General features: G+C 55.4%; 16 protein-coding genes, 1 tRNA gene and 1 pseudogene. 10 read left to right on the forward strand and 8 right to left on the reverse strand.

Annotated elements, in window-relative coordinates:
* Window positions 1-72: 72 nt before the first annotated feature.
* Entirely contained in the window at window positions 73-4,434 is a 4,362-nt protein-coding gene (locus FJQ55_RS14950; RefSeq protein ID WP_140829407.1) for an NACHT domain-containing protein, read from the forward strand.
* Between the two features lie 27 nt (window positions 4,435-4,461).
* On the opposite strand, the gene FJQ55_RS14955 is transcribed toward FJQ55_RS14950, so the two are convergent.
* The 4 genes from FJQ55_RS14955 to FJQ55_RS14970 form a co-directional block, all read right to left on the reverse strand.
* Window positions 4,462-5,013 (reverse strand): hypothetical protein, encoded by a 552-nt coding sequence (locus FJQ55_RS14955; RefSeq protein WP_140829409.1) that lies wholly within the window; start codon window positions 5,011-5,013, stop codon window positions 4,462-4,464.
* Entirely contained in the window at window positions 5,010-6,182 is a 1,173-nt protein-coding gene (locus FJQ55_RS14960) for a hypothetical protein (protein ID WP_140829411.1), read from the reverse strand. Before FJQ55_RS14960 ends, FJQ55_RS14955 begins: the two co-directional genes overlap by 4 nt.
* A gap of 68 nt (window positions 6,183-6,250) precedes the next feature.
* Window positions 6,251-6,886: an SLATT domain-containing protein gene (locus tag FJQ55_RS14965; RefSeq protein ID WP_140829413.1), complete on the reverse strand. Its 636-nt coding sequence runs from the start codon at window positions 6,884-6,886 to the stop codon at window positions 6,251-6,253.
* Entirely contained in the window at window positions 6,813-7,694 is an 882-nt protein-coding gene (locus FJQ55_RS14970) for a nucleotidyltransferase (protein WP_140829415.1), read from the reverse strand. Before FJQ55_RS14970 ends, FJQ55_RS14965 begins: the two co-directional genes overlap by 74 nt.
* Window positions 7,695-7,889: 195 nt before the next feature.
* Between FJQ55_RS14970 and FJQ55_RS14975 the strand changes: the two genes are divergently transcribed.
* The 3 genes and pseudogenes from FJQ55_RS14975 to FJQ55_RS24005 all read left to right on the forward strand — a co-directional run.
* Window positions 7,890-9,029 carry a hypothetical protein gene (locus FJQ55_RS14975; protein ID WP_140829416.1) on the forward strand — a complete coding sequence of 380 codons (1,140 nt, stop codon included), beginning with the start codon at window positions 7,890-7,892 and terminating at the stop codon, window positions 9,027-9,029.
* Between the two features lie 454 nt (window positions 9,030-9,483).
* Window positions 9,484-9,768: a hypothetical protein gene (locus tag FJQ55_RS14980; protein ID WP_140829417.1), complete on the forward strand. Its 285-nt coding sequence runs from the start codon at window positions 9,484-9,486 to the stop codon at window positions 9,766-9,768.
* A gap of 51 nt (window positions 9,769-9,819) precedes the next feature.
* Window positions 9,820-11,022 (forward strand): annotated as a pseudogene (locus tag FJQ55_RS24005) (recombinase family protein); the annotation flags it as partial.
* 531 nt (window positions 11,023-11,553) lie between these two features.
* On the opposite strand, the gene FJQ55_RS14995 reads toward FJQ55_RS24005, so the two are convergent.
* Window positions 11,554-11,638 (reverse strand) — tRNA-Leu (locus FJQ55_RS14995).
* A gap of 179 nt (window positions 11,639-11,817) precedes the next feature.
* Between FJQ55_RS14995 and FJQ55_RS15000 the strand changes: the two genes are divergently transcribed.
* Window positions 11,818-12,399: a YqaA family protein gene (locus FJQ55_RS15000; RefSeq protein ID WP_140829418.1), complete on the forward strand. Its 582-nt coding sequence runs from the start codon at window positions 11,818-11,820 to the stop codon at window positions 12,397-12,399.
* Window positions 12,400-12,410: 11 nt separating this feature from the next.
* On the forward strand, window positions 12,411-12,926 hold the full coding sequence (locus tag FJQ55_RS15005; protein WP_140829419.1) for a disulfide bond formation protein B: 516 nt from the start codon (window positions 12,411-12,413) through the stop codon (window positions 12,924-12,926).
* A gap of 71 nt (window positions 12,927-12,997) precedes the next feature.
* Here the strand turns inward: FJQ55_RS15005 and FJQ55_RS15010 are convergent, their stop codons facing one another.
* The gene (locus FJQ55_RS15010; RefSeq protein WP_062282563.1) at window positions 12,998-13,555 is read right to left on the reverse strand and encodes an HNH endonuclease; all 558 of its coding nucleotides are present in this window, start codon (window positions 13,553-13,555) and stop codon (window positions 12,998-13,000) included.
* A 118-nt stretch (window positions 13,556-13,673) separates the two neighbouring features.
* Window positions 13,674-14,315 carry a DNA-3-methyladenine glycosylase family protein gene (locus FJQ55_RS15015; RefSeq protein ID WP_140829420.1) on the reverse strand — a complete coding sequence of 214 codons (642 nt, stop codon included), beginning with the start codon at window positions 14,313-14,315 and terminating at the stop codon, window positions 13,674-13,676.
* Window positions 14,316-14,348: 33 nt separating this feature from the next.
* On the opposite strand from FJQ55_RS15015, the gene gluQRS reads away from it, so the two are divergent.
* Window positions 14,349-15,245, forward strand: coding sequence for a tRNA glutamyl-Q(34) synthetase GluQRS (gene gluQRS, locus FJQ55_RS15020; protein WP_140829422.1), 897 nt, complete (start codon window positions 14,349-14,351; stop codon window positions 15,243-15,245).
* Here the strand turns inward: gluQRS and FJQ55_RS15025 are convergent.
* On the reverse strand, window positions 15,216-16,109 hold the full coding sequence (locus tag FJQ55_RS15025; RefSeq protein WP_140829423.1) for a YihY/virulence factor BrkB family protein: 894 nt from the start codon (window positions 16,107-16,109) through the stop codon (window positions 15,216-15,218). The genes gluQRS and FJQ55_RS15025 overlap by 30 nt on opposite strands.
* A 105-nt stretch (window positions 16,110-16,214) precedes the next feature.
* Here FJQ55_RS15025 and FJQ55_RS15030 point away from each other — a divergent pair, with 105 nt between their 5' ends.
* From FJQ55_RS15030 to FJQ55_RS15040, 3 genes are read left to right on the forward strand one after another with little or no spacing between them, the layout of a single operon-like run.
* Window positions 16,215-17,039: an SDR family oxidoreductase gene (locus FJQ55_RS15030; RefSeq protein WP_140829424.1), complete on the forward strand. Its 825-nt coding sequence runs from the start codon at window positions 16,215-16,217 to the stop codon at window positions 17,037-17,039.
* A 30-nt stretch (window positions 17,040-17,069) separates the two neighbouring features.
* The gene (locus FJQ55_RS15035) at window positions 17,070-17,267 is read left to right on the forward strand and encodes a twin transmembrane helix small protein (protein ID WP_110791082.1); all 198 of its coding nucleotides are present in this window, start codon (window positions 17,070-17,072) and stop codon (window positions 17,265-17,267) included.
* A gap of 4 nt (window positions 17,268-17,271) precedes the next feature.
* Window positions 17,272-17,850: a cob(I)yrinic acid a,c-diamide adenosyltransferase gene (locus FJQ55_RS15040; RefSeq protein WP_140829425.1), complete on the forward strand. Its 579-nt coding sequence runs from the start codon at window positions 17,272-17,274 to the stop codon at window positions 17,848-17,850.
* The last annotated feature ends 788 nt before the right edge of the window (window positions 17,851-18,638 follow it).

Below are 18,638 nucleotides of genomic sequence, written 5' to 3' on the forward strand. Positions count from 1 at the left end.
CACACTCAGCCCCTCCGGACGGGGTACTCGCCTGCAGTTCGTAATCTTTGATCAGTCGTAGGTGAACGGTCGATGGATGAATTTATAGAGCTTCGTCGCAATTTTTACGCCGTTCCGAAGGACGTATCAAATCTGGCCGACTACGAAGAGATGCCGCGTTGGGCCTTCTCATCGGCAATTCATTGGGATGATCTAGAGAGTGAATATCGGACCATCATTCTCGCAGAGGCTGGGTCTGGGAAAACCATAGAAATACAGCAAGCGACGAAGAGGGTCAGAGCGGCCGGGAAGCATGCATTTTTCATTCGTCTCGAATATCTTCTGGATGGAATAGAAGATGCATTCGATGACCCGCAGACGGGTACGTTCGATGAATTTGACTGCTGGCTCAGGTCTGATGATGAAGGTTGGTTGTTCCTAGACTCTGTCGACGAAGCGAGACTCAGCGATCCCCGGGACTTCGAAAAGTCGATCAGAAAGCTAGCCAGAAAACTCGGGTCGGCGTGTCAACGTACCCATATCTTCATAACGAGCAGGATTTCAGAATGGCGTCCAAAGACTGACCTTGATCTTCTTGTCGCCCAGCTACCTTATCAGGCTGAAGCTGGAGCGATCCGACCTAACGTCGATATGGCGGGGCCGGAACGCGTGGATGAGGTGCTCTTCCCCGATATTGAGGATGATGGCGAAACATCAAAGCCTGAAAAAATGCGAGGGACGTTTCGCGTCGTCACTCTTGGTCCTTTAGATGATGACCAGGTTAAGCAATTGGCTCAGGCATTAAACGTCACGAATGAAAGGGAATTCTTCGACCAGATCGAAAGAAGAGATGTCAGAGATTACCTCTCGCGCCCCCAAGATTTTATTGAGTTGGTCAGCTTCTGGAAGACAAACGGGCGTATTGGTACGCGTGCAGAGTTGCTGGAAGCGGATATCGAACAGAGGCTTCGGGAGCGCGATCCAAATCGAGACCGGCTAAAACCGCTGACTTGGAGCAAAGCATATCTTGGCGCAAAGCGACTTGCTGCTGCAGTGACGTATCAGAAAATGTCTCGCATTCAGGTGCCAGACAGTCAGTTGCGCCTCGACTGCATCGATCCTTCGAAGGTGCTGGACGATTGGTTGGCGGACGACATTTCTTCCCTTTTATCCCGCCCAATTTTCGACCAAGCAATATACGGTACGGTTCGATTTCATCATCGTTCTGTTCGCGAGTTCCTTTGTGCAGCTTGGCTACTGGAACTGATTGCAGAAGGGAAATCCCGCCGCGAAATCGAAAACTTGTTGTTCAGGGTGCAATATGGCCTTGAAGTCGTTGTGCCCACCTCCAAGCCAATACTCCCTTGGCTGTCCATCGGCGATCAACGTATTCGCGAACGAGTGATGAAGATCGCACCGGAAGTTCTTTTTCACGATGGTGATCCAACGAAACTTCCCCACGATGATCGAGCGGCGATCATTAGAGACGTGTGCAACCGAATCAAACAGGAAACGCTATTCCGCTCTTCATTGGATTATTCAGCGATAAGGCGTTTCGCGACCGATGACTTGGAGCATACGGTCAACCGCCTGCTTGTCCTCCACAAAAGCGACCCCAACCTGAACACCCTTCTTCTTGGATTTGTTTGGCAAGGAAAGTACGCCTCATGCCGGGATATTGCGTTTGAGATCGCCATTGATCCGGCTCAGGATAAGTACAGCCGAATTGCTGCCGTACGGGCTTTGGATGTGGTGGGGGTCAACCAGCAGAAAACGGATGCAGCCACGTTGATCGTAAGATCGAGACCTCATGCCAGCAGACGGTTATTATCTGAGGTGGTCGATCTGTTCGTACCAGAGCACCTGCCTATCAGCGAGCTTTTGGCTTGCCTGGAACATACCATCGAGCCGAAGGAGATAGGCCACTCTGACCTCGAACGATCTCTTAGAAATCTGGTCAGCCGCCTTTCAGAGGGCGACCTCGTTGAGACGCTTCATGGGCTGTCACCGCTGTTGAAGCGCTCACCGTTCGCGGAACGCAATCAGCTTGAGCTTTCAAAAGCTTTTAGATGGCTTCTTCCCATAGCAGCCAAGATCGCGGCACAATTGATCGCATTGAAATCTAGGCACGCCCTGGAACGCGACAGCCTTGTAGCAATATCCCTCACCTCTCTGGATAGGAACTGGAACGGGAACGGGAATGGCGATGAACGTCATAATTTTCAAGATGCCGTTAGGTCTTGGGGAGACCTCAACAGGGCGCTCTTCTGGTTTGACGTGGAGGATGCCCGAAAGCTTAAATTAGCTGAAAATGGTGAGCGACTAACCGATTGGTGGCATGCCCGGATTTTCAGGGACTACTGGGAATTCCGAGCTGAAGAACTCCCATATTTCATCGAGCAGATAGAAGAGCGTGAAGATCAGGATGACAAGCTCGTCGCATTGACCATGGCCTTACACCTTTATGTGCAGGCAGGAAGGCCACCCGTAGAATTGAGAGCCCTTCGCCGAAAGGTCAAAGGAAATTCGGAGCTGGAAGCTGTGATGAAGGGACGCCTTCGGCCTGCCAAACTTTCCGAAACGGAGCGGAAATGGAAAAAGCAGGATAGCGAATATAAGCGTCGACGCCGCGAACGAGAAAAGAGGTCTGCGGAAATATACGAGCAAAATCGGCAGTGGCTCATCGAGAACCACACCCAGATGCTGGACAATCGTGAAGCAGCGAAAGGGTCGGTCTGGCGTTGCCAGATGAACCTTCACTCAGAAATGCGCCAGTCTGCGCCAGACGGGAATAAATGGGCCTATTCCAATTGGCGTGACCTGGAAGTGATCTACGGTTCTGCTGTAGCCCAATCGTTTCGAGATAGCATGGTGGCCTATTGGCGCGAGTATCAGCCGACTCTACGATCTGAGGGCTTAGAAAATCCGAACAGAGTTCCGGAGGCCATCGTTCTTGGCCTCAGCGGAATCGCCATTGAAAGCAGCGAAACCATCGATTGGCCGTCCGGGCTGACGAAAGCGGAAGCAGACCTAGCAGTGCGGTACGCATTGTGGGAAATGAACGGATTTCCGGCATGGCTGGTGAGTTTGAGCAAAGCGTTTCCTGAGATCGTTCATGACCGATTTGCTGGCGAGATCGAATGGGAAGTCACTACGTCTGGCAACGAGGTTGAACCCAATTACATTTTGTCAGATTTGCTATGGCATGGCCATGACCTTCAAATTTTCATCTCTCGGACAATTATCGACATACTTCAACGTCGACTTCCTAAGAGCTACCGTAGTCTAGAAAATGCTCTTCTTATTGTTGTTCGTGACGAGGTGATATCGGACAAGGAAATATCGATATTTGCTTCGAACGTGATTGCGAAGACATCAGATTTCATAACCAAATCCTTCCTTGTTGCGCTCTTGGTCTCTGTTGATCCTGATCCTGGCATTGAGAGACTTCAAGACGTCCTTCGCGATCTCGACGATGAACAATTGCGAACGGAGTTTTGTATGAATTTTGCCGTGCAGCTTTTAGGTGGCAGACGATCTGGTGGTAAGTTTCGGGAAAATTACAAAAATGCTCGGCACTTGCGACAGCTCTATTTTGTCCTCCATGAGAATATCAAGCGCAAGGATGACATCGAGCGCGCAGGTAAAGGCGTTTATTCTCCAGGCCTCCGAGACGACGCCCAAGACGCGAGGAATACCGTTTTCAAGTTGCTGTGTGAGATTCCAGGTAAGGAGACCTACCTTGCACTCAAAGAAATTGCGGAGAACTATCCAGAAATCGAGACACGGGCTTGGATGATGACCCATGCCGTCGGGCGGTCTATCCAAGACTCTGATTTGTCCGCATGGCAGCCAAATGATGTGAAAGATTTTTCGCGCGAAGCTGAAATCCTGCCTTCCGATCACCGCCAATTATTCGAACTTGCGTGCTCGCGCCTTCTCGATCTCAAGGACGACCTGGAAAATGGTGACACGAGCATAGCCGACATATTGGTCAACGCGACCAGGGAAACTCAACTGCGCAACTTCGTAGGAGGATGGCTTCGAGATCGCGCCCGTAGCCGGTACGTGGTTCCACAAGAGGACGAGCTAGCTGACGCGAAGAGACCGGACCTTCGTTTCTTGACAACCGGCTTTGACGGCCCTGTGCCAATCGAAGTTAAAATTGTCGACCGCTGGTCTGGCCCCAAGCTGTTTGAACGGGTCGAAAACCAGCTGTGCAACGATTACCTTCGTGACATGCGATCATCGAACGGTATTTTCTTATTGTTGCGAAACGGAAAACAATCGTCGTGGAACCATCCAGTTACTGGGGAAGGTTTGGATTTCAGCAAGCTTTGTGTGGCGCTGCAGGCGTATGCGGAGGCTTTGGTCGCAACTCGTTTCGACATTGATGCTGTAAGAATCATCGGAATCGATCTGACGCTCAGGGCGATACCGGCACGCACGTCGTAAAGCCCTCGTTCAGAACTCTGTGCGGCATCACTGAAATGATGAAAACTCGTGAAACAGTATTTCGTCAGACCTGATGACAGCTTCCAATATAATCAAGCCATGGCGAATGAGATCGTTATCTCGATCACATTCCGGGGTGTCCGGCTTCCAGCCCTTGCCGCCGTGAAACAGATTGTTTCGTGCCTGGCCAAGCTGCAACAAAAGGATTTTCAACTTATCAGCGCCTTGGTAGTCTGGTTCGGTCCATGCCCCGCTAGTTCCGTCCCAGACCTGTTTCTTCGGTGGGTTACGGATATAATAGTCCACGGCTTCCGCAAGTTGAGGCGTCTTTTCAACCCGTCTCCAAAATTCTTCACGCGCCTTGTCCGCTACCAACTGCGGATTCACGGTAAGGTCTCGACGATCCGGTCCTTTGTGCACAAGTTGGCAGACCTTGGCTGCGTACTCATAGCGAGCGTAAATCGCGAAGAACGCAAAAGCGTCGTTCTCGCGAATGTGGAGATTGCCGATTGCTAACTCAGCAAAGGACATTTCGGTAGAGGGTTCAGGTTTCGACACGCTTCCAGTACCGTCTGTCATGGGTCACTTGTCTCTTGCTGATTGCTGCCATTCCCGCCCTCAAGCTCTACAGAGACGATAACTCCGTCTTTCAACGTTGGTATCGAAATGTTTTTGCCTGACGCTACTGCAGCAGCGTGGCACAAGCCGGTCATCTCCCGGTAGTGGCGTAAAACTACCTCCTGCACATCGTCCTCGGTGTTTTCCAGAACAATCGGTCGGATGTAACGATACAGGCCAGCGTTGATTTCAACCGGCTCAGCGAAACCCATACGCTCAACAAAGCGATCTCCATAGGGCCGCTGGTGCATGAATTCATTTCTGAGGTCTGTGACTTCCTTCATCCAACCAGACACCTCAAATTTGCTCGAACTGGTTGGCTTTGGGCGGAGATAATTCCTGGCATGGAACAGCTGTAGAAGATCGTCGAGGTCGAAATGCTCTTGCCGTAGGGTTTCGGTCAACTTCGCAAATGAGTCGACCTTCTGCGCGTCTTTGCCGATTCTGAGAGCGCAAAATGCCGCAAGATAATCGCGTGCCGCGCCGAGGTGCATAAAGAAGGAATGCACGTGGGCAAACAAAGTCTGATCTAAGGTGGACGAAGACCGCCTTCCATCTAAGATTCCAGATGCCATGTGATTGACCAACTGCTCGTTATAAAACTCAGCAATCTGTTCAACGTTGATGTCCATGCTGCGAAGACTAAGGCTAATGGAACTGGCTAGGCGCTCGGCCTCCGTTCTGTTGCCCAGGAGAACAGCGATCTGCTCACTACTAGGTTGGCCAAGGGCGGCCAGATCGCCTTCAACCCGGGCCTGTGCGATGTTGCTCGCAACATGGCTCCAAAGATCGGCGGGCCCCTGCATGTGGTTTGTTTCACCAGGAATAAACGGGGACCAGCTAGAGAAATAACTTCCTCTGTGCCAACCGATGCGATGAAAGGCGATGAACTTGAAGCCATGCTGGACGAAAAACGGCTGCAGGCTTTTTGGCGACATCACGCCCTTCAAGCAGGGATGACCGTTATCCAAAACTGGTTCAATATGCCACTGATTGTCAAATGCCTCTGCAGCTCGCATTCCACCTGTATAGATTTGGAAGAAGGCATCGCCATCGGATTGGCGTGGTAACGGCCTCGTATGGTGCTGGCATACGGGTATTTTTGATGGTCTATTTCCCTCTGTGGCCATTCATTTCACTGCCCCAAGCGTACTGCCGTCGGTCTGGCGATAGTGTGTATGTTTGACCAGTAAGTCGACTAGATGCCCGTTTTTTTCAGGTTAGGCGGTAGGAATTTGTCAATCTCGCCGTCATTGAATGTATAGTCTTCCAGTCGTTGAAGCGCTTCTTGCGCCTTCAGATAGCCCTTGGGCGTCGTGTGCGGCGCTGACTTGTAGATTGCAGCAAGAGCTGATTGAAGTTGATCGCGCCTCTCGGTTGCATTGGTCAAAGTAGTTGAATGAGAAGCCATATCAGTCAGTAATGAAAGATAGCTTTCGCGTATGACCCAGAGGTCTGCTGCGGTGTCGCGGTGCTTCTGAGCTGCGGCACCTGGGTCAAACCCTTTCATGTACCCAGTTATGAAGAGCCCGATCAGAGAAACTAAAGCGGTTGCAAGCTTGATCCAAAGTTCGTCAGCCAGCAGCACCGCAAGCGTGCCTGACGCCGTGATCGATGACACGATTATCTGGAGCAATTTGAATCGGCGAAGTGTTTGAGCACAGAGATCGCCATCCTTCTCATGCGTCTTATGGGCATAGACGACACGACCGAAGCATTCTCTGATCTGACTTTCCAGCGCTTCAAGATTAACCGTTATGTCAGCTTGGATAGGCGCTACCAAAGATTGCTTGCCAGGCTTGGGTTCTTGCCCAGAACTGATTGTCGGTTTCATTCTGAATTGCCTTTAATGCGTTTTGATATGCCGTAGCGGCGGGCCTTTGAAAGTTACCGGTACGATAGACGCGAGACCCACTGCCGGGAGCCAGCCAGTATTCCTGATTAACGTCACGTGTTGCCATATAGTGCATAAAATCTCTCACTAGGAAATCATGGTACAGATAAGACTTGTCCTTGTACTCCCAAGCGCTGATAAAGTTGAATGCGAGTGTGTCGATTAGCATGCCGCTGATCTGGACGTTGCTGTGCTGCTTCCAAACCCGCGCCATTCGTGCGATAGCTTTCAAATTGCCGTTTGCCTCACGATTGCGGGCTAGAAACGCCTGCATCTCCGACCGTGGATCGCATGTTCGCCAACTTCCTCCACCGTTCGAATCGGCAAAATTGAAGGTGTTCGCGCTGTTTACAAATACCGGCAGAATTTCGAATGTGATGCCATCATCAAACTTGATAACACAGACTTGGCCATCGCCGCCCACACTCGTAGTCGAGTATGTTCTCATGATTGACTGCCGGACAGCTTGGAGAAGCGCTGATTGTCCGTTGTTCGCGTAAGCGTTGTATGTGTGATACAGCGAATTCGGTAGCGTGAACGAAACATCGAGGTCGCTCACGCCCTTTGCGGCAGTGTCTCTCCCATAGGAACCAACGTATAAGCTATGAGCGGTTTCGGAATCCGTATTCCAAAAATCCTTGTTCAACTGCTTGGTAATGCGCTTGTATCGGTAGGATATCGAGCCGACTGTATCCGTCGGGATTAGATACTTGTCTCGAAATGCGCGAAAGTTTTCGGCAACTCCCATGCTGAAGCTCGCTCCGTCCATTGCGTATGGTATTGAGGTCTACGGATAAACGTCAGAGTGAAAAAGCTAGCCCGCCGCCCAATCCACAGGCAAAAGTAGAAATCCGAAAGAATGCACCCGTGCAATCAAATGGCGCGCGAGCTTCAATCCCCAGAAGGGTTGTTCACAACGCGGTGCGGCGCATAAAATAGTGAAATGGCTATGCCCCTGATAAAGCCCTTCTTTATTGCACTCGATACTTCGCATCTAAATCATTGGATTAGAGAAGCTCTATCAACAAAAAGCGCCGAACGTAAAAGTGCGGAAACGTTTTCAGATTGGCTCAAGTGTAGCGGCACATTGCCCTTGATTTCATTGCATCACATTGAGGAACTCTGTGTCCACAATGACGAAGACACGGTGTTGTGGAGGCTCCGATTTCTCCATTCTCTGCCTTTTGTCGCCTGGATATCCGATGGAATGGCGAACTCAGGTCCGGCCGGGGTAACGTCCATCATGCGCGCGGAAGCCTTGGCAGCTTTTGCCGAACCTGGGGCGAGCATCACCAGAGTCCGGGATTTAGCTTCGCGTGCTCTAATCCAGGTTGGCACAGGGGAGGAACTTCTTGGCCCCTTCCTGGAGGATTGGTTGCTACTCAGGGAGGAGTTCTTGAGGCGGTCCGAGCACTCGCGCAATCTGGTGGCCGTCGCACATAGCAACGTTGTCGATCTTTCCTCCATGCCGCTCGGTGAACTCATGCGGGGTAAAATACGTGGCGAGAAAGACCTCTTACGCCAGCTTAAGTTAATTGAAGGCAGTTTTGCATTCGACATCGCTAAGCACGGAGACAAGCGCATCACAAATCCCGAAGCTGTTGCTAGAGATTTTGTCGAAAAAGTTGCTGAAGCCAGAAAAAATTTGCCGGATACCGCCGCCGATTTAGTCCTGCAGAGTTTGGCCGCAATGGGCATTGAAGAGAGTGACATCTCACCGAATATGACGGTGGGTCAGGCGCTTGATCGAGGCCTTTTTCTTCGGCAAATGAAGATTGCAACCGCCCGCTCGACTATCTCGTTCAATGATCTAAAGCGCGCCGTGTCTCAAGACCAAATTCCTTCATGGGTGATCTCGTCATCGCTCAGACAACACGGACCCTCGCTACCAGAGCGCAAAGGAAGCGATCTGACAGATACGCATCTAGCATGCCTTTCAGCATATGCGGACCTCACTCTGGTTGACAAACGAACGCTAGAAGCATTCCGGCGCGCCAATCGCGCAAATCCAATCCTAGGCAAAGCTTGCAAGGCAATTAAACGTGCCGCCAGCTACAGCGACATTCCAAATTTGATTTCGTAGCTCTCGTGTAGCCGTTCTGTTCGTCAGCAATCATGACCCTGCTCTGATGGGATTATCAACGCCGCCTGTTCCGATGGGGGCTTTCGTTTCGATACACTCCGACACCTCGCGTCAGCTATCACGAAAAAGTGAAGCAACTAATGTAATAGAAATTCTGAATATATAAAAAATTCTCCCGAATACGCTAAAATATACCTAGTCCGATAACACAAGGATTTATTCTCGAAATCGGAAGGAATTAAATAGGAAAAATCGAGATTAATGACATGAATGTTGACATTCAACCTACTGCATTTCAATCGTACGTGACGTTATGGCGTATATAGTTTGGTGTTTACAAAGCAACCGAAGTATTACAGCCTTTCGCTCGCAATTCAAGGCAACTAAACGCCGCAGAAATTTGGAAGTGCCTCACGTTACCATTTGTTGATTGTAGGTAGGATGGAGCATTGGGATGAGTGAAGACCGCGACCGCCGCGCTGAGGGGGAAGCTCACAGCCCCGCTGCGCTTGAAATAGCGCTGGCCCGAGGTTCAACGCTGACGAAAACCGGCAAGAAAAGATTTCGCAAGGAAAACATTAGGCAGGCTAAACCGCGAGCAAAGCGGGCCCTACGCTGTCATTTTTCTAGCAAGGGGTTGTTCTCCGACTTGGAGACTACCGCCTTGCTGACGGCCCTGCATGAGGAGCTGCGGTCGATCTTTCCTAGTCTCAAAGACGATAAACGCTTTCCAACATAGCAGTCAGGTTTGTTCGCCTCACTTTCACGCTTCATTGAAAGGTCGATCAGCATGGCTAGAAAAAAACGTATTCAACAAACCGAAAAGCTGTCGTCGCAGACCAGTTCCTCCAAGCGCCTCTCGGTAGAGGCGAGGCGACGAACAATTGAAGCGCCAAGCTTGCGCCCCTCTAGTGAAAGCACGGCCAATCTCGGCGTTTTCATCTATTGCAGAGTTTCCGACAACAAAAGCGTCATAAGCGATCTTTCTATACCTGATCAAATACGCCAGGCCAAAGCGCGCGCAGCCGAGAACGGATGGACGGTTCGTAAGACGTTCATCGAACCGGGACTATCTGCCAAAACTGCGGATCGACCTCAGTTTCAGTTGATGATTGCTGAGGCTTTGGATTCATCACAGCCTGTCCAGAAAATAATAGTACATTCTATCAGCAGGTTTGCTCGCAATGTTGCGGACTACAATCGTGTTACAAATCAACTGTACGAAAATGGTGTTGAGATTGTCAGTCTAACTCAGCAGTTTTCTAATGATACGGGCGGGTTTATCGCAGAAACAACAACGGCTGTATTCGACGAGTATCATTCTAGGCGAACTTCGACAGACGTCACTAGGACCATGACGTCGATGGCAAAAGAAGGATACGGCGTCGGTGGTGTCCAGCCTTTGGGTTATAAATTGCAACCTGACGAGCTTAATCCGCGACGGAAACGTGTTGTAGTCAACGAGACTGAGAGGCCGCTGGCGGCGAAAATATTCCAGCTTGCCTTGTACGGGAATGGTGACGGTCCTGCCCTAGGCATCAAAGCCATCGTCAAGTACCTCAATTGCGCGGGCTACCGAACTCGATCAGGCGCGCCTTTCTCAACCAACAACATACATTCGATGCTAACCAACCCGATATACATGGGGAGAAAGATATACAACCAGAACGCCAAGGCCAAGCGATGGACGCCGGTAGCCGCCGAGATTGTAGAAATTCCGGTGCCGCCAATCATCACGCCTGATGAGTTTGCTGAATTACAGAAATTGCTTCGTTCAAAGAATCCTCGGAAGGGGGCGGCGAAGACAGTGAGCAGCCCGCTGTTGCTATCTGGTCTCGTGCACTGTGAATGCGGCGCAGCGATGACTCTCCGCACAGGTACAGGACGCTCAGGGGCGATTTATCGATACTACCACTGTTCCAGTGTCGCAAAACAGGGGCGTCATGCTTGTAACGGAGCAACCGTGCCGGAAAAACAGCTAGATGATTTCGTTGTAGAGTCGGTCATCTCAAATGTTCTAGTGCCTGTTAGGCTTCGCGGTATTCTCGATTCGATGAATGAGAAGATTGCTGTTGCCGGGAGGCACAGTGAAGCCCGCGCTGATGAGCTTCGACTTGAGCTGGAAGCCTCCGAGCGCGCGTACAAAAATCTGCTGACAGCTGTCGCCAGTTCCGAGTCGCTTGGCAGCGAACCCATCTTGCTTAGCAAGCTGGCCGAAGTAGAGCGTGAGCTGACCCGAAATCGAAACGGTTTGAAAGTGTTACTGGCGAGTGGGGAGAATGACGTCACGATCACAGAGCAGCAAATCAATTGGTTTTCGAATCTGATCATCAAGAGGTTGCGAAAATCGAACCGGGTTAGCATGAAAAGCTATCTTGCTGCGGTAGTTGCCCGCGTCGAAGTTGGCAGCAGTGACATCAGCATCGTTGGCAGGCTGTCTGATCTAAAAGGTGAGATTACACGCGAAACCGGTCTTGATGACGGATCAAGCAGCGAAAACACGGTTCGCAGATATAAACGCAATTGGTGCCCCGTGCCGGAATCGAACCAGCACTCCTCTCGGAACCTGATTTTGAGTCAGGCGCGTCTACCAATTCCGCCAACGGGGCACATGAGCGTCGGATGACAGCGCCGGACTATACGAAGGCTTGGGCTCCGGTCAACCGCCTTTTTGGCGAAGCCCTCATCACACGAATGTTCCCGTGCCAGAGCGTTGCGCGGAGCCGGAGCATTTACAGCCGCAGCGCAGTCCCATAAAACGCCGGAACATCTCGCCACGGAATTCTTCATGCTGCGCCGAATCTACCAATGGACCATGTCACTGGCGGGCACGCGCCATGCCGAAAAAGCGCTTGCCGGCGTCTCCTTTATCGAAAGCTCCTTCTTTCCAATCCCGCCGGATGTGCTGCTGATCCCGATGGTGATCGCCCGGCGTGACCGCTGGCTGCGGCTCGCAGTGGTGTGCACAGTCGCTTCCGTTCTGGGCGCCTTCCTCGGTTATGCCATCGGCATGTTTCTGTTCGAGACGATCGGCCGTCCGATCCTCGCCTTCTACGGCAAGGAAGACGCCTTCGATCAGGTAGCACAGTGGTACAACACCTGGGGTGGCTGGGGCGTGCTTTTTGCCGCTGTGACACCGTTTCCCTATAAGGTGCTGACGATCTTCTCCGGTGCGACCGGCCTCAACTTTCTGACCTTCACGGTCGTCAGCATCATCGGTCGCGCTGCCCGCTTCTTCCTCGTCGCCTTCCTCCTGAAGCTGTACGGCGAACCGATCCGCATCTTCATCGAGAAATATCTCGGCCTTCTTTTCACCCTCTTCATGGCGCTGCTGATCGGCGGCTTCTATCTGGTCAAGGTCATCCTCTGAAAGTCGACACGATGCACAGCAACAGGTCCCTCCTCCATTCCGACACATCTCTTGCCGTTCTGCTGACGGCAGGCATGGCATTGGTTGTCGGTTCGGCCCTCGGCTTCGAACATATCGGCGGCTACATTCCCTGCGCGCTCTGCCTGATGCAGCGCAATCCCTATTACATCGGCATCGGCGTCGGCGTTGTCGCGGTCCTCTCGTCGATCCTTCGCCTGCCGCCGATTGTGACGAAACTGCTGTTCGTGACTATTGCCGTGCTGATGCTGGTTGGCATGGGCCTGGGCATCTATCATTCGGGCGTCGAGTGGAAGTTCTGGGAAGGCCCCGCAAGCTGCACCATCGGCGCGACCGGCGGGGACACGCCGGTCAACGTGCTCGATGCGTTGAACGCCACCAAGGCGCCGTCCTGCACCGAAGCGACGCTGCGCGTGCTCGGCCTTTCCTTTGCCGGCTGGAACGTGCTGACGAGTGCGGCTCTCGCCGCTATCGCCATATGGGCAGCTTTTCGCAACCGCGCGGCCTGATCAGCAAAAGACCGGCGGTTCAGCCGCCGGTCGCGTCCATCATGCCTTGAATAAGCCTGCCTACCGGATGCTTACGGCTGCAGCTCGGTATCCCAGTAAAGGTAGTCGACCCAGCTTTCGTGCAGATAATTTGGCGGAAAGAGCCGGCCGTTGTTGTGCAGGTCCTGCACCGTCGGCCGGTAGGGCTTCTGGTGCGGGAACATCTGCGCCTGCTTCGGCAGCTTGGACCCTTTTCGCAGATTGCACGGCGAACAGGCCGCCACGACATTTTCCCAGGTCGTTTCGCCGCCATGGGCGCGCGGGATGACATGGTCGAAGGTCAGGTCGTCGGGCGAGCCGCAATACTGGCACTCGAACTTGTCGCGCAAGAAGACATTGAAGCGAGTGAAGGCCGGGTTTCGCGTCGGCTGAACATAGGTCTTGAGGCTGACGACACTCGGCAGCCGCATCGAGAAGCTCGGCGAGCAAACGGAATGTTCATACTCGGCGATGATGTTCACACGGTCGAGGAAGACCGCCTTGATCGCGTCCTGCCAGGACCAGAGCGACAAGGGATAATAACTCAGTGGCCTATAGTCGGCATTCAGAACGAGCGCCGGCAGGGCCTGGGGAGAAACTGCAATCGTCAAGGCGTACTCCTGATCGATTCGGCATCTGCCCTTCTATATTAGGTCCGTTGTTACAGCATTGTGAAGCCTGAATTTTTGGAACCCGCCGCGTCGCTTTAACGCGGCCCCTGAAATGCCTTTAGCGCGGCAACGCCGTGCGGCCCGTCAGCCCTGCATAATGCGCCCAGAACAGCCTTGCCGCGACCGAGCGCACCGGCGCCCAGGCCTCCGCCAGCGTGGCCACGGCTTCCGGCGGCGGCCGCGCGCCGCCAAAGAACACCGCCCCAACGGCGATCCGCAGCGCCACGTCGCCCACCGGAAAAATGTCCGGATGGCCACCGCAGAACATCAGGTAGACCTCCGCCGTCCACGGCCCGACCCCCTTCAGCGCCGTGAGCGTTGCCATCGCCTGCTCGGCCGGCAAAACCGCCAGTTCATCGAGCCTCAGCGGTCCGCAGAGATCGGCCTTTGCCGCTGCCTCGAGCGCCACGAGCTTGCCGCGTGACAGGCCGAAGGTCGCAACCACCTCCCGCGGCAGCCCGAGAAAATCCTCCGCCGTCGGCCGGAGCCCGAGAACCGCCGTCATCCGCCGCCAGATCGCGTCCGCACTGGCACGCGATACCATCTGCGACACGATGATCGAGGCGAGGCCGGCAAAGCCGGGCGGCGAGAGCCGCAGCGCCAGGGGCCCTGCGCTTTCCGCCAACACCGAAAGTCGTGGATCCCGCTCCAGAAGGAGCTCGAGACCTTCGGCCAGATCCGCCTCGTTGCGGATGATCATCGGCAGCCCTCCCCTTTTCCTCGCATGCGCATCATGCGAAGGAAAACCATGGCTGCACCGCCCCGTCAAATCCCCGTCTTCCGCTTCGCCCCGAGCCCCAACGGCCGGCTGCATCTCGGCCATGCGCTGTCGGCCCTGACCAATGCGAAGATGGCAGCCGAAACGGGCGGCCGGCTACTGCTGCGCATCGAGGACATCGATCTCACTCGTTGCACCCCCGAACTCGAACAGGCGGTGCTCGACGATCTCGACTGGCTGGGCATCCCTTACGAGCGGCCGGTCCGTCGCCAGTCGGAGCATTTTCCCCTCTACCGCCAAGCGCTCGACACCCTGATCGCCCGTGACCTCGTCTACCCGGCCTTCCTCACGCGCGGCGAGGTGAAGGCGAGGGTCGCAGCCTTCGAGGAGAACGGCAGGGTGTGGCCCCGCGACCCGGACGGCGCGCCGCTCTATCCGACCGAAGAGCGCAATCTGTCACCCGAGGAACGTGCCGGAAAGCTCGCGTCCACCGAGCGCCATGCGCTTCGCCTCGACATGGAAAAGGCGCTTGCGGCCGTCGGTCATCCGCTCTCCTGGCAAGAAACCGGCGATGGCAAGCGGGGCGAGATCTCCGCTGACCCCGCAGCCTGGGGCGATGTTGTGCTCTGGCGCTCGGATGCGCCAGGAAGCTACCACCTCGCCGTCACCGTGGATGACGCGGCACAAGGGATCACCCATGTCGTGCGCGGCCTCGACCTCTTTCATGCGACGTCCGTGCACCGACTGCTGCAGGACCTGCTCGGCCTGCCGCAGCCTATCTACCATCACCATCGCCTGGTCCTGGGCTCGGATGGCCGCAAGCTGTCGAAGAGTGCCGGCGACACGGCGCTGGCGAGCCTGCGCGCCGACGGCAAGATCCCGTCAGATATCCGCGCCATGGTCGGGATTTGAAATCCCAACATCCGGCTGTCCCTTCACCGGCACCACCTGAAACTTCATCAGCGCCGCGTTGAATTCGGCCCCAATGATGAAAATGGCGCTCACCATGTAGAGGAACACGAGTACCACCATGATCGAGGCGAGACCGGCATAGGTGGCGGCATAATTGGCGAAGGTGCCAATGTAATAACCGAAGACCAGAGCCCCGATGAGCCAGAGCACCAAGGTGAGGAGCACGCCGGGCATCACGTCGATGACCCGTCGCCGGCCATCCGGCAGGCCGAGATGGAACACCATCAGCCCGACCACAAGGAAGGCGACCGTACCGTAGATGCGCCAGTTTGCAACCGTCAGAAGGAAGTTCTTCAGCAGCGGAAAATAGCGCTCGGCAAAGGCAAGCGCCACCGGCACCGCGACCAGAAGCAGGCTGATCACGGCAAGCACGATGACGGCGCCAAGCACGAAGCCGAAGCTGACCAGGCGAGTCACGTACCACGGCCGCGTTTCCGTCACGCGGTAGGCCCGGTTGAGCGAGACGCGAAGCGCCTCGACGCCGTTCGAGGCGAAATAGGCGGCCGCCAGAACCGAAACCGTCAAGAGCCCGCCGCGCGGAATGGTCAGCACCTGCACCACCTGATCGGACAGCGGCTTGGCGATCGTCTCCGGCCAGGTGTCGAAGATCAGATGCACCGCCGTTTCGGCAAACTGGTCGGCGCCGAGGAAACTCGCCAGCGCCGTACCGAAGATCAAGAAGGGAAAGAGCGCCAGGATCGCCGACAGCGCCACATGGCTCGCCATGGCCCAGCCGTCATCCAGGGAGAAATGCCAGAGCGCGTCGAAGGTGACGTGGTAGAGCCTGCGGAAGAATGACGGCATCCAGTCTCCTCTGACGACCAAATACGATTGCAACAGCGCCGATTGTAAGCTGCGGGCGAATATGGGAAACCGGGGACCGTTTGTACAGGAAAGTCGAGGTCGAAGGTGAAAAGCATCATCGTCACGGGCTGCTCGTCCGGCATCGGGGCCTATTGCGCTGAGGCCCTGAAGCGCGATGGCTGGCGGGTTTTTGCGACGGTGCGCAAGCCCGAACATCTCGCGCCGCTCACCGAGCAGGGCATCGAAGCGCTGCTCATGGATTACACCGATCCTGAAAGCATCGAGGCGCTGGTTTCCACCGTCTTCGAGCGCACCGGCGGACGCCTCGACGCGCTGTTCAACAACGGCGCCTATGGCCAGCCGGGTGCTGTTGAGGATCTGCCGACGGAAGCCCTGCGCGCCCAGTTCGAAACCAATCTCTTCGGTTGGCATGACCTGACCCGCCGCGTGATCCCCGCGATGCGCGCCCAGGGCGAAGGCCGGATCGTGCAATGCTCCTCGATCCTCGGCATCGTGCCCTATCGCTGGCGCGGCGCCTATACGGCCTCGAAATTTGCGCTGGAAGGCCTGTCGCTGACGCTCAGGATGGAGCTCGAAGGATCCGGCGTGCAGGTGAGCCTGATCGAACCCGGCCCGATCGAAAGCCGCTTCACCGCCAATGCGCTCACCCATATCCGCGAGGCGATCGACCTCGAAAACTCCGTCCATGCCGAGGACTACCGCCGGCAACTGGCGCGACTTGATGGCACAGGCCCCGTCAACCGCCACAAACTCGGGCCGGAGGCGGTCTACAAAGTCCTCGTGCACGCCTTGACCGCCAAGCGTGCCCGCCCACATTATCTCGTGACCAAGCCGGCGAAACAGGGGGCACTGATCAAACGCTGGCTGCCGGCCGACCTCTTCTATCGACTGATGCGCTCGCTGGACTGACCGGCGACGAACAAAGGCTCATCTTAACTCATGTCCACATTCACCTATGTCCTCGCCATCATCGTCATGGGGCTCGTCGCCCTCGTCCTCGTCCGGGGCCTCTTCAACATGATGAAGGGCGGCGACGGCAACACCTCCAACAAGCTGATGCAGGCCCGCATCGTGCTGCAGGCGATCGCGATTGCCCTGATCATGCTGACGCTGTGGCTGACCGGCGGAGGCCGCTGACGCCATGGTCAAGCTCAACAAGATCTACACCCGCACCGGCGACGACGGCACCACGGCGCTGGTGACCGGCCCGCGCCGCTTGAAGCATGACCTGCGCGTCGACGCCTATGGCACGATCGACGAAACCAATTCGGCGATCGGCATCGCAAGGCTGCACACGGCGGACATGCCCGAGCTCGATGCCATGTTGCTCCGCATCCAGAACGACCTCTTCGACCTCGGCGCGGATCTGGCAGCCCCCGAAACCGGCGAAGTGCTGTCCTACGAACCCTTGCGCGTCATCGAGGCCCAGGTCGACCGCATCGAGAAGGAGATCGACCAGCTCAATGCCCATCTCGATCCGCTCAAATCCTTCATCCTGCCGGGCGGCACGCCGGCGGCCGCCTATCTGCATCTCGCCCGCACCACGGCGCGTCGGGCCGAGCGCATCATGGTCGAACTCTCCCGTTTCGACGGCGAGGAGGTCGGTGAGCCGGCGCTCAAATATGTGAACCGGCTGTCGGACTTTCTGTTCGTCGCGGCACGGCATGCCAATGACGGCGGTCGGGCGGATATTTTGTGGGTGCCGGGGAAGAACAGGTAGGGCTTCTGATAGCGCGGGACCTATCTCCCCCCTTGCGGGGGAGAACGGAAAATCGAAGGCTCAGGCGAGCGCAAGCCGCCTAAACTTCAGATTTTCCAGGAGAGGGGCAGCGTTCCGTTGGTGCTCACCTTACCAAGCCCCCCCTCTTGCGAAATCTTAAGGTTTGGCGATGGGGGAGTGAGGCCTGCGCCCACCGCTGACCACGCGCGGGCTGAACCCTCGGCAGATCCCTCGGGACATCCTCGGGTTAAACCCGAGGATGTCCCGAGGATCTGCTAGCGTGTCTGCAGTCTCAAGGTGCAAGGCAGCCGCACATATTCGGACTGTCAAAAATCCCAAGCTTCGCCACCGGTGGGGATCATCTCCCTCCGGGTGGGGTCAGACTTGTCTCGGACGAGGCGCCAGAAGCAACCTGTCTAAGTAAATATGTGGCTCCTTCCGGCGCCTCGTTCAGCGTCTATTCCCGCTGCATGCGTCCCTCTGGCAAGGCGGCGACGGTCCTCGTCATCCTCGGGTTTAACCGAGGACCGAGGATGACCGGGCGTAGGGTCCGGCTTGGCAGTCACCTCCGAAGAGTGTTCTGCCAGAGCCTGGCCGGTGGCCCGGGAGGTTCCCGCCGGATGGTGCACCATACCGACCGGGACCCTCGCCCGGGGGATGATCGTCTGGCCATCACTGGCTCGGCCATCATCCCCGCCGTTTGTTTCGCCCCGCTGTCTGGGTGTTCGCGACAGCGCGGGCGCCTTGTCTGTGTGCCTCTGAGGCACGTCCTTCCGATCAGGGTATCC

It is taken from the genome of Rhizobium glycinendophyticum (genome assembly GCF_006443685.1).
In the GTDB taxonomy this organism is placed as follows: Bacteria; Pseudomonadota; Alphaproteobacteria; order Rhizobiales; family Rhizobiaceae; genus Allorhizobium; species Allorhizobium glycinendophyticum.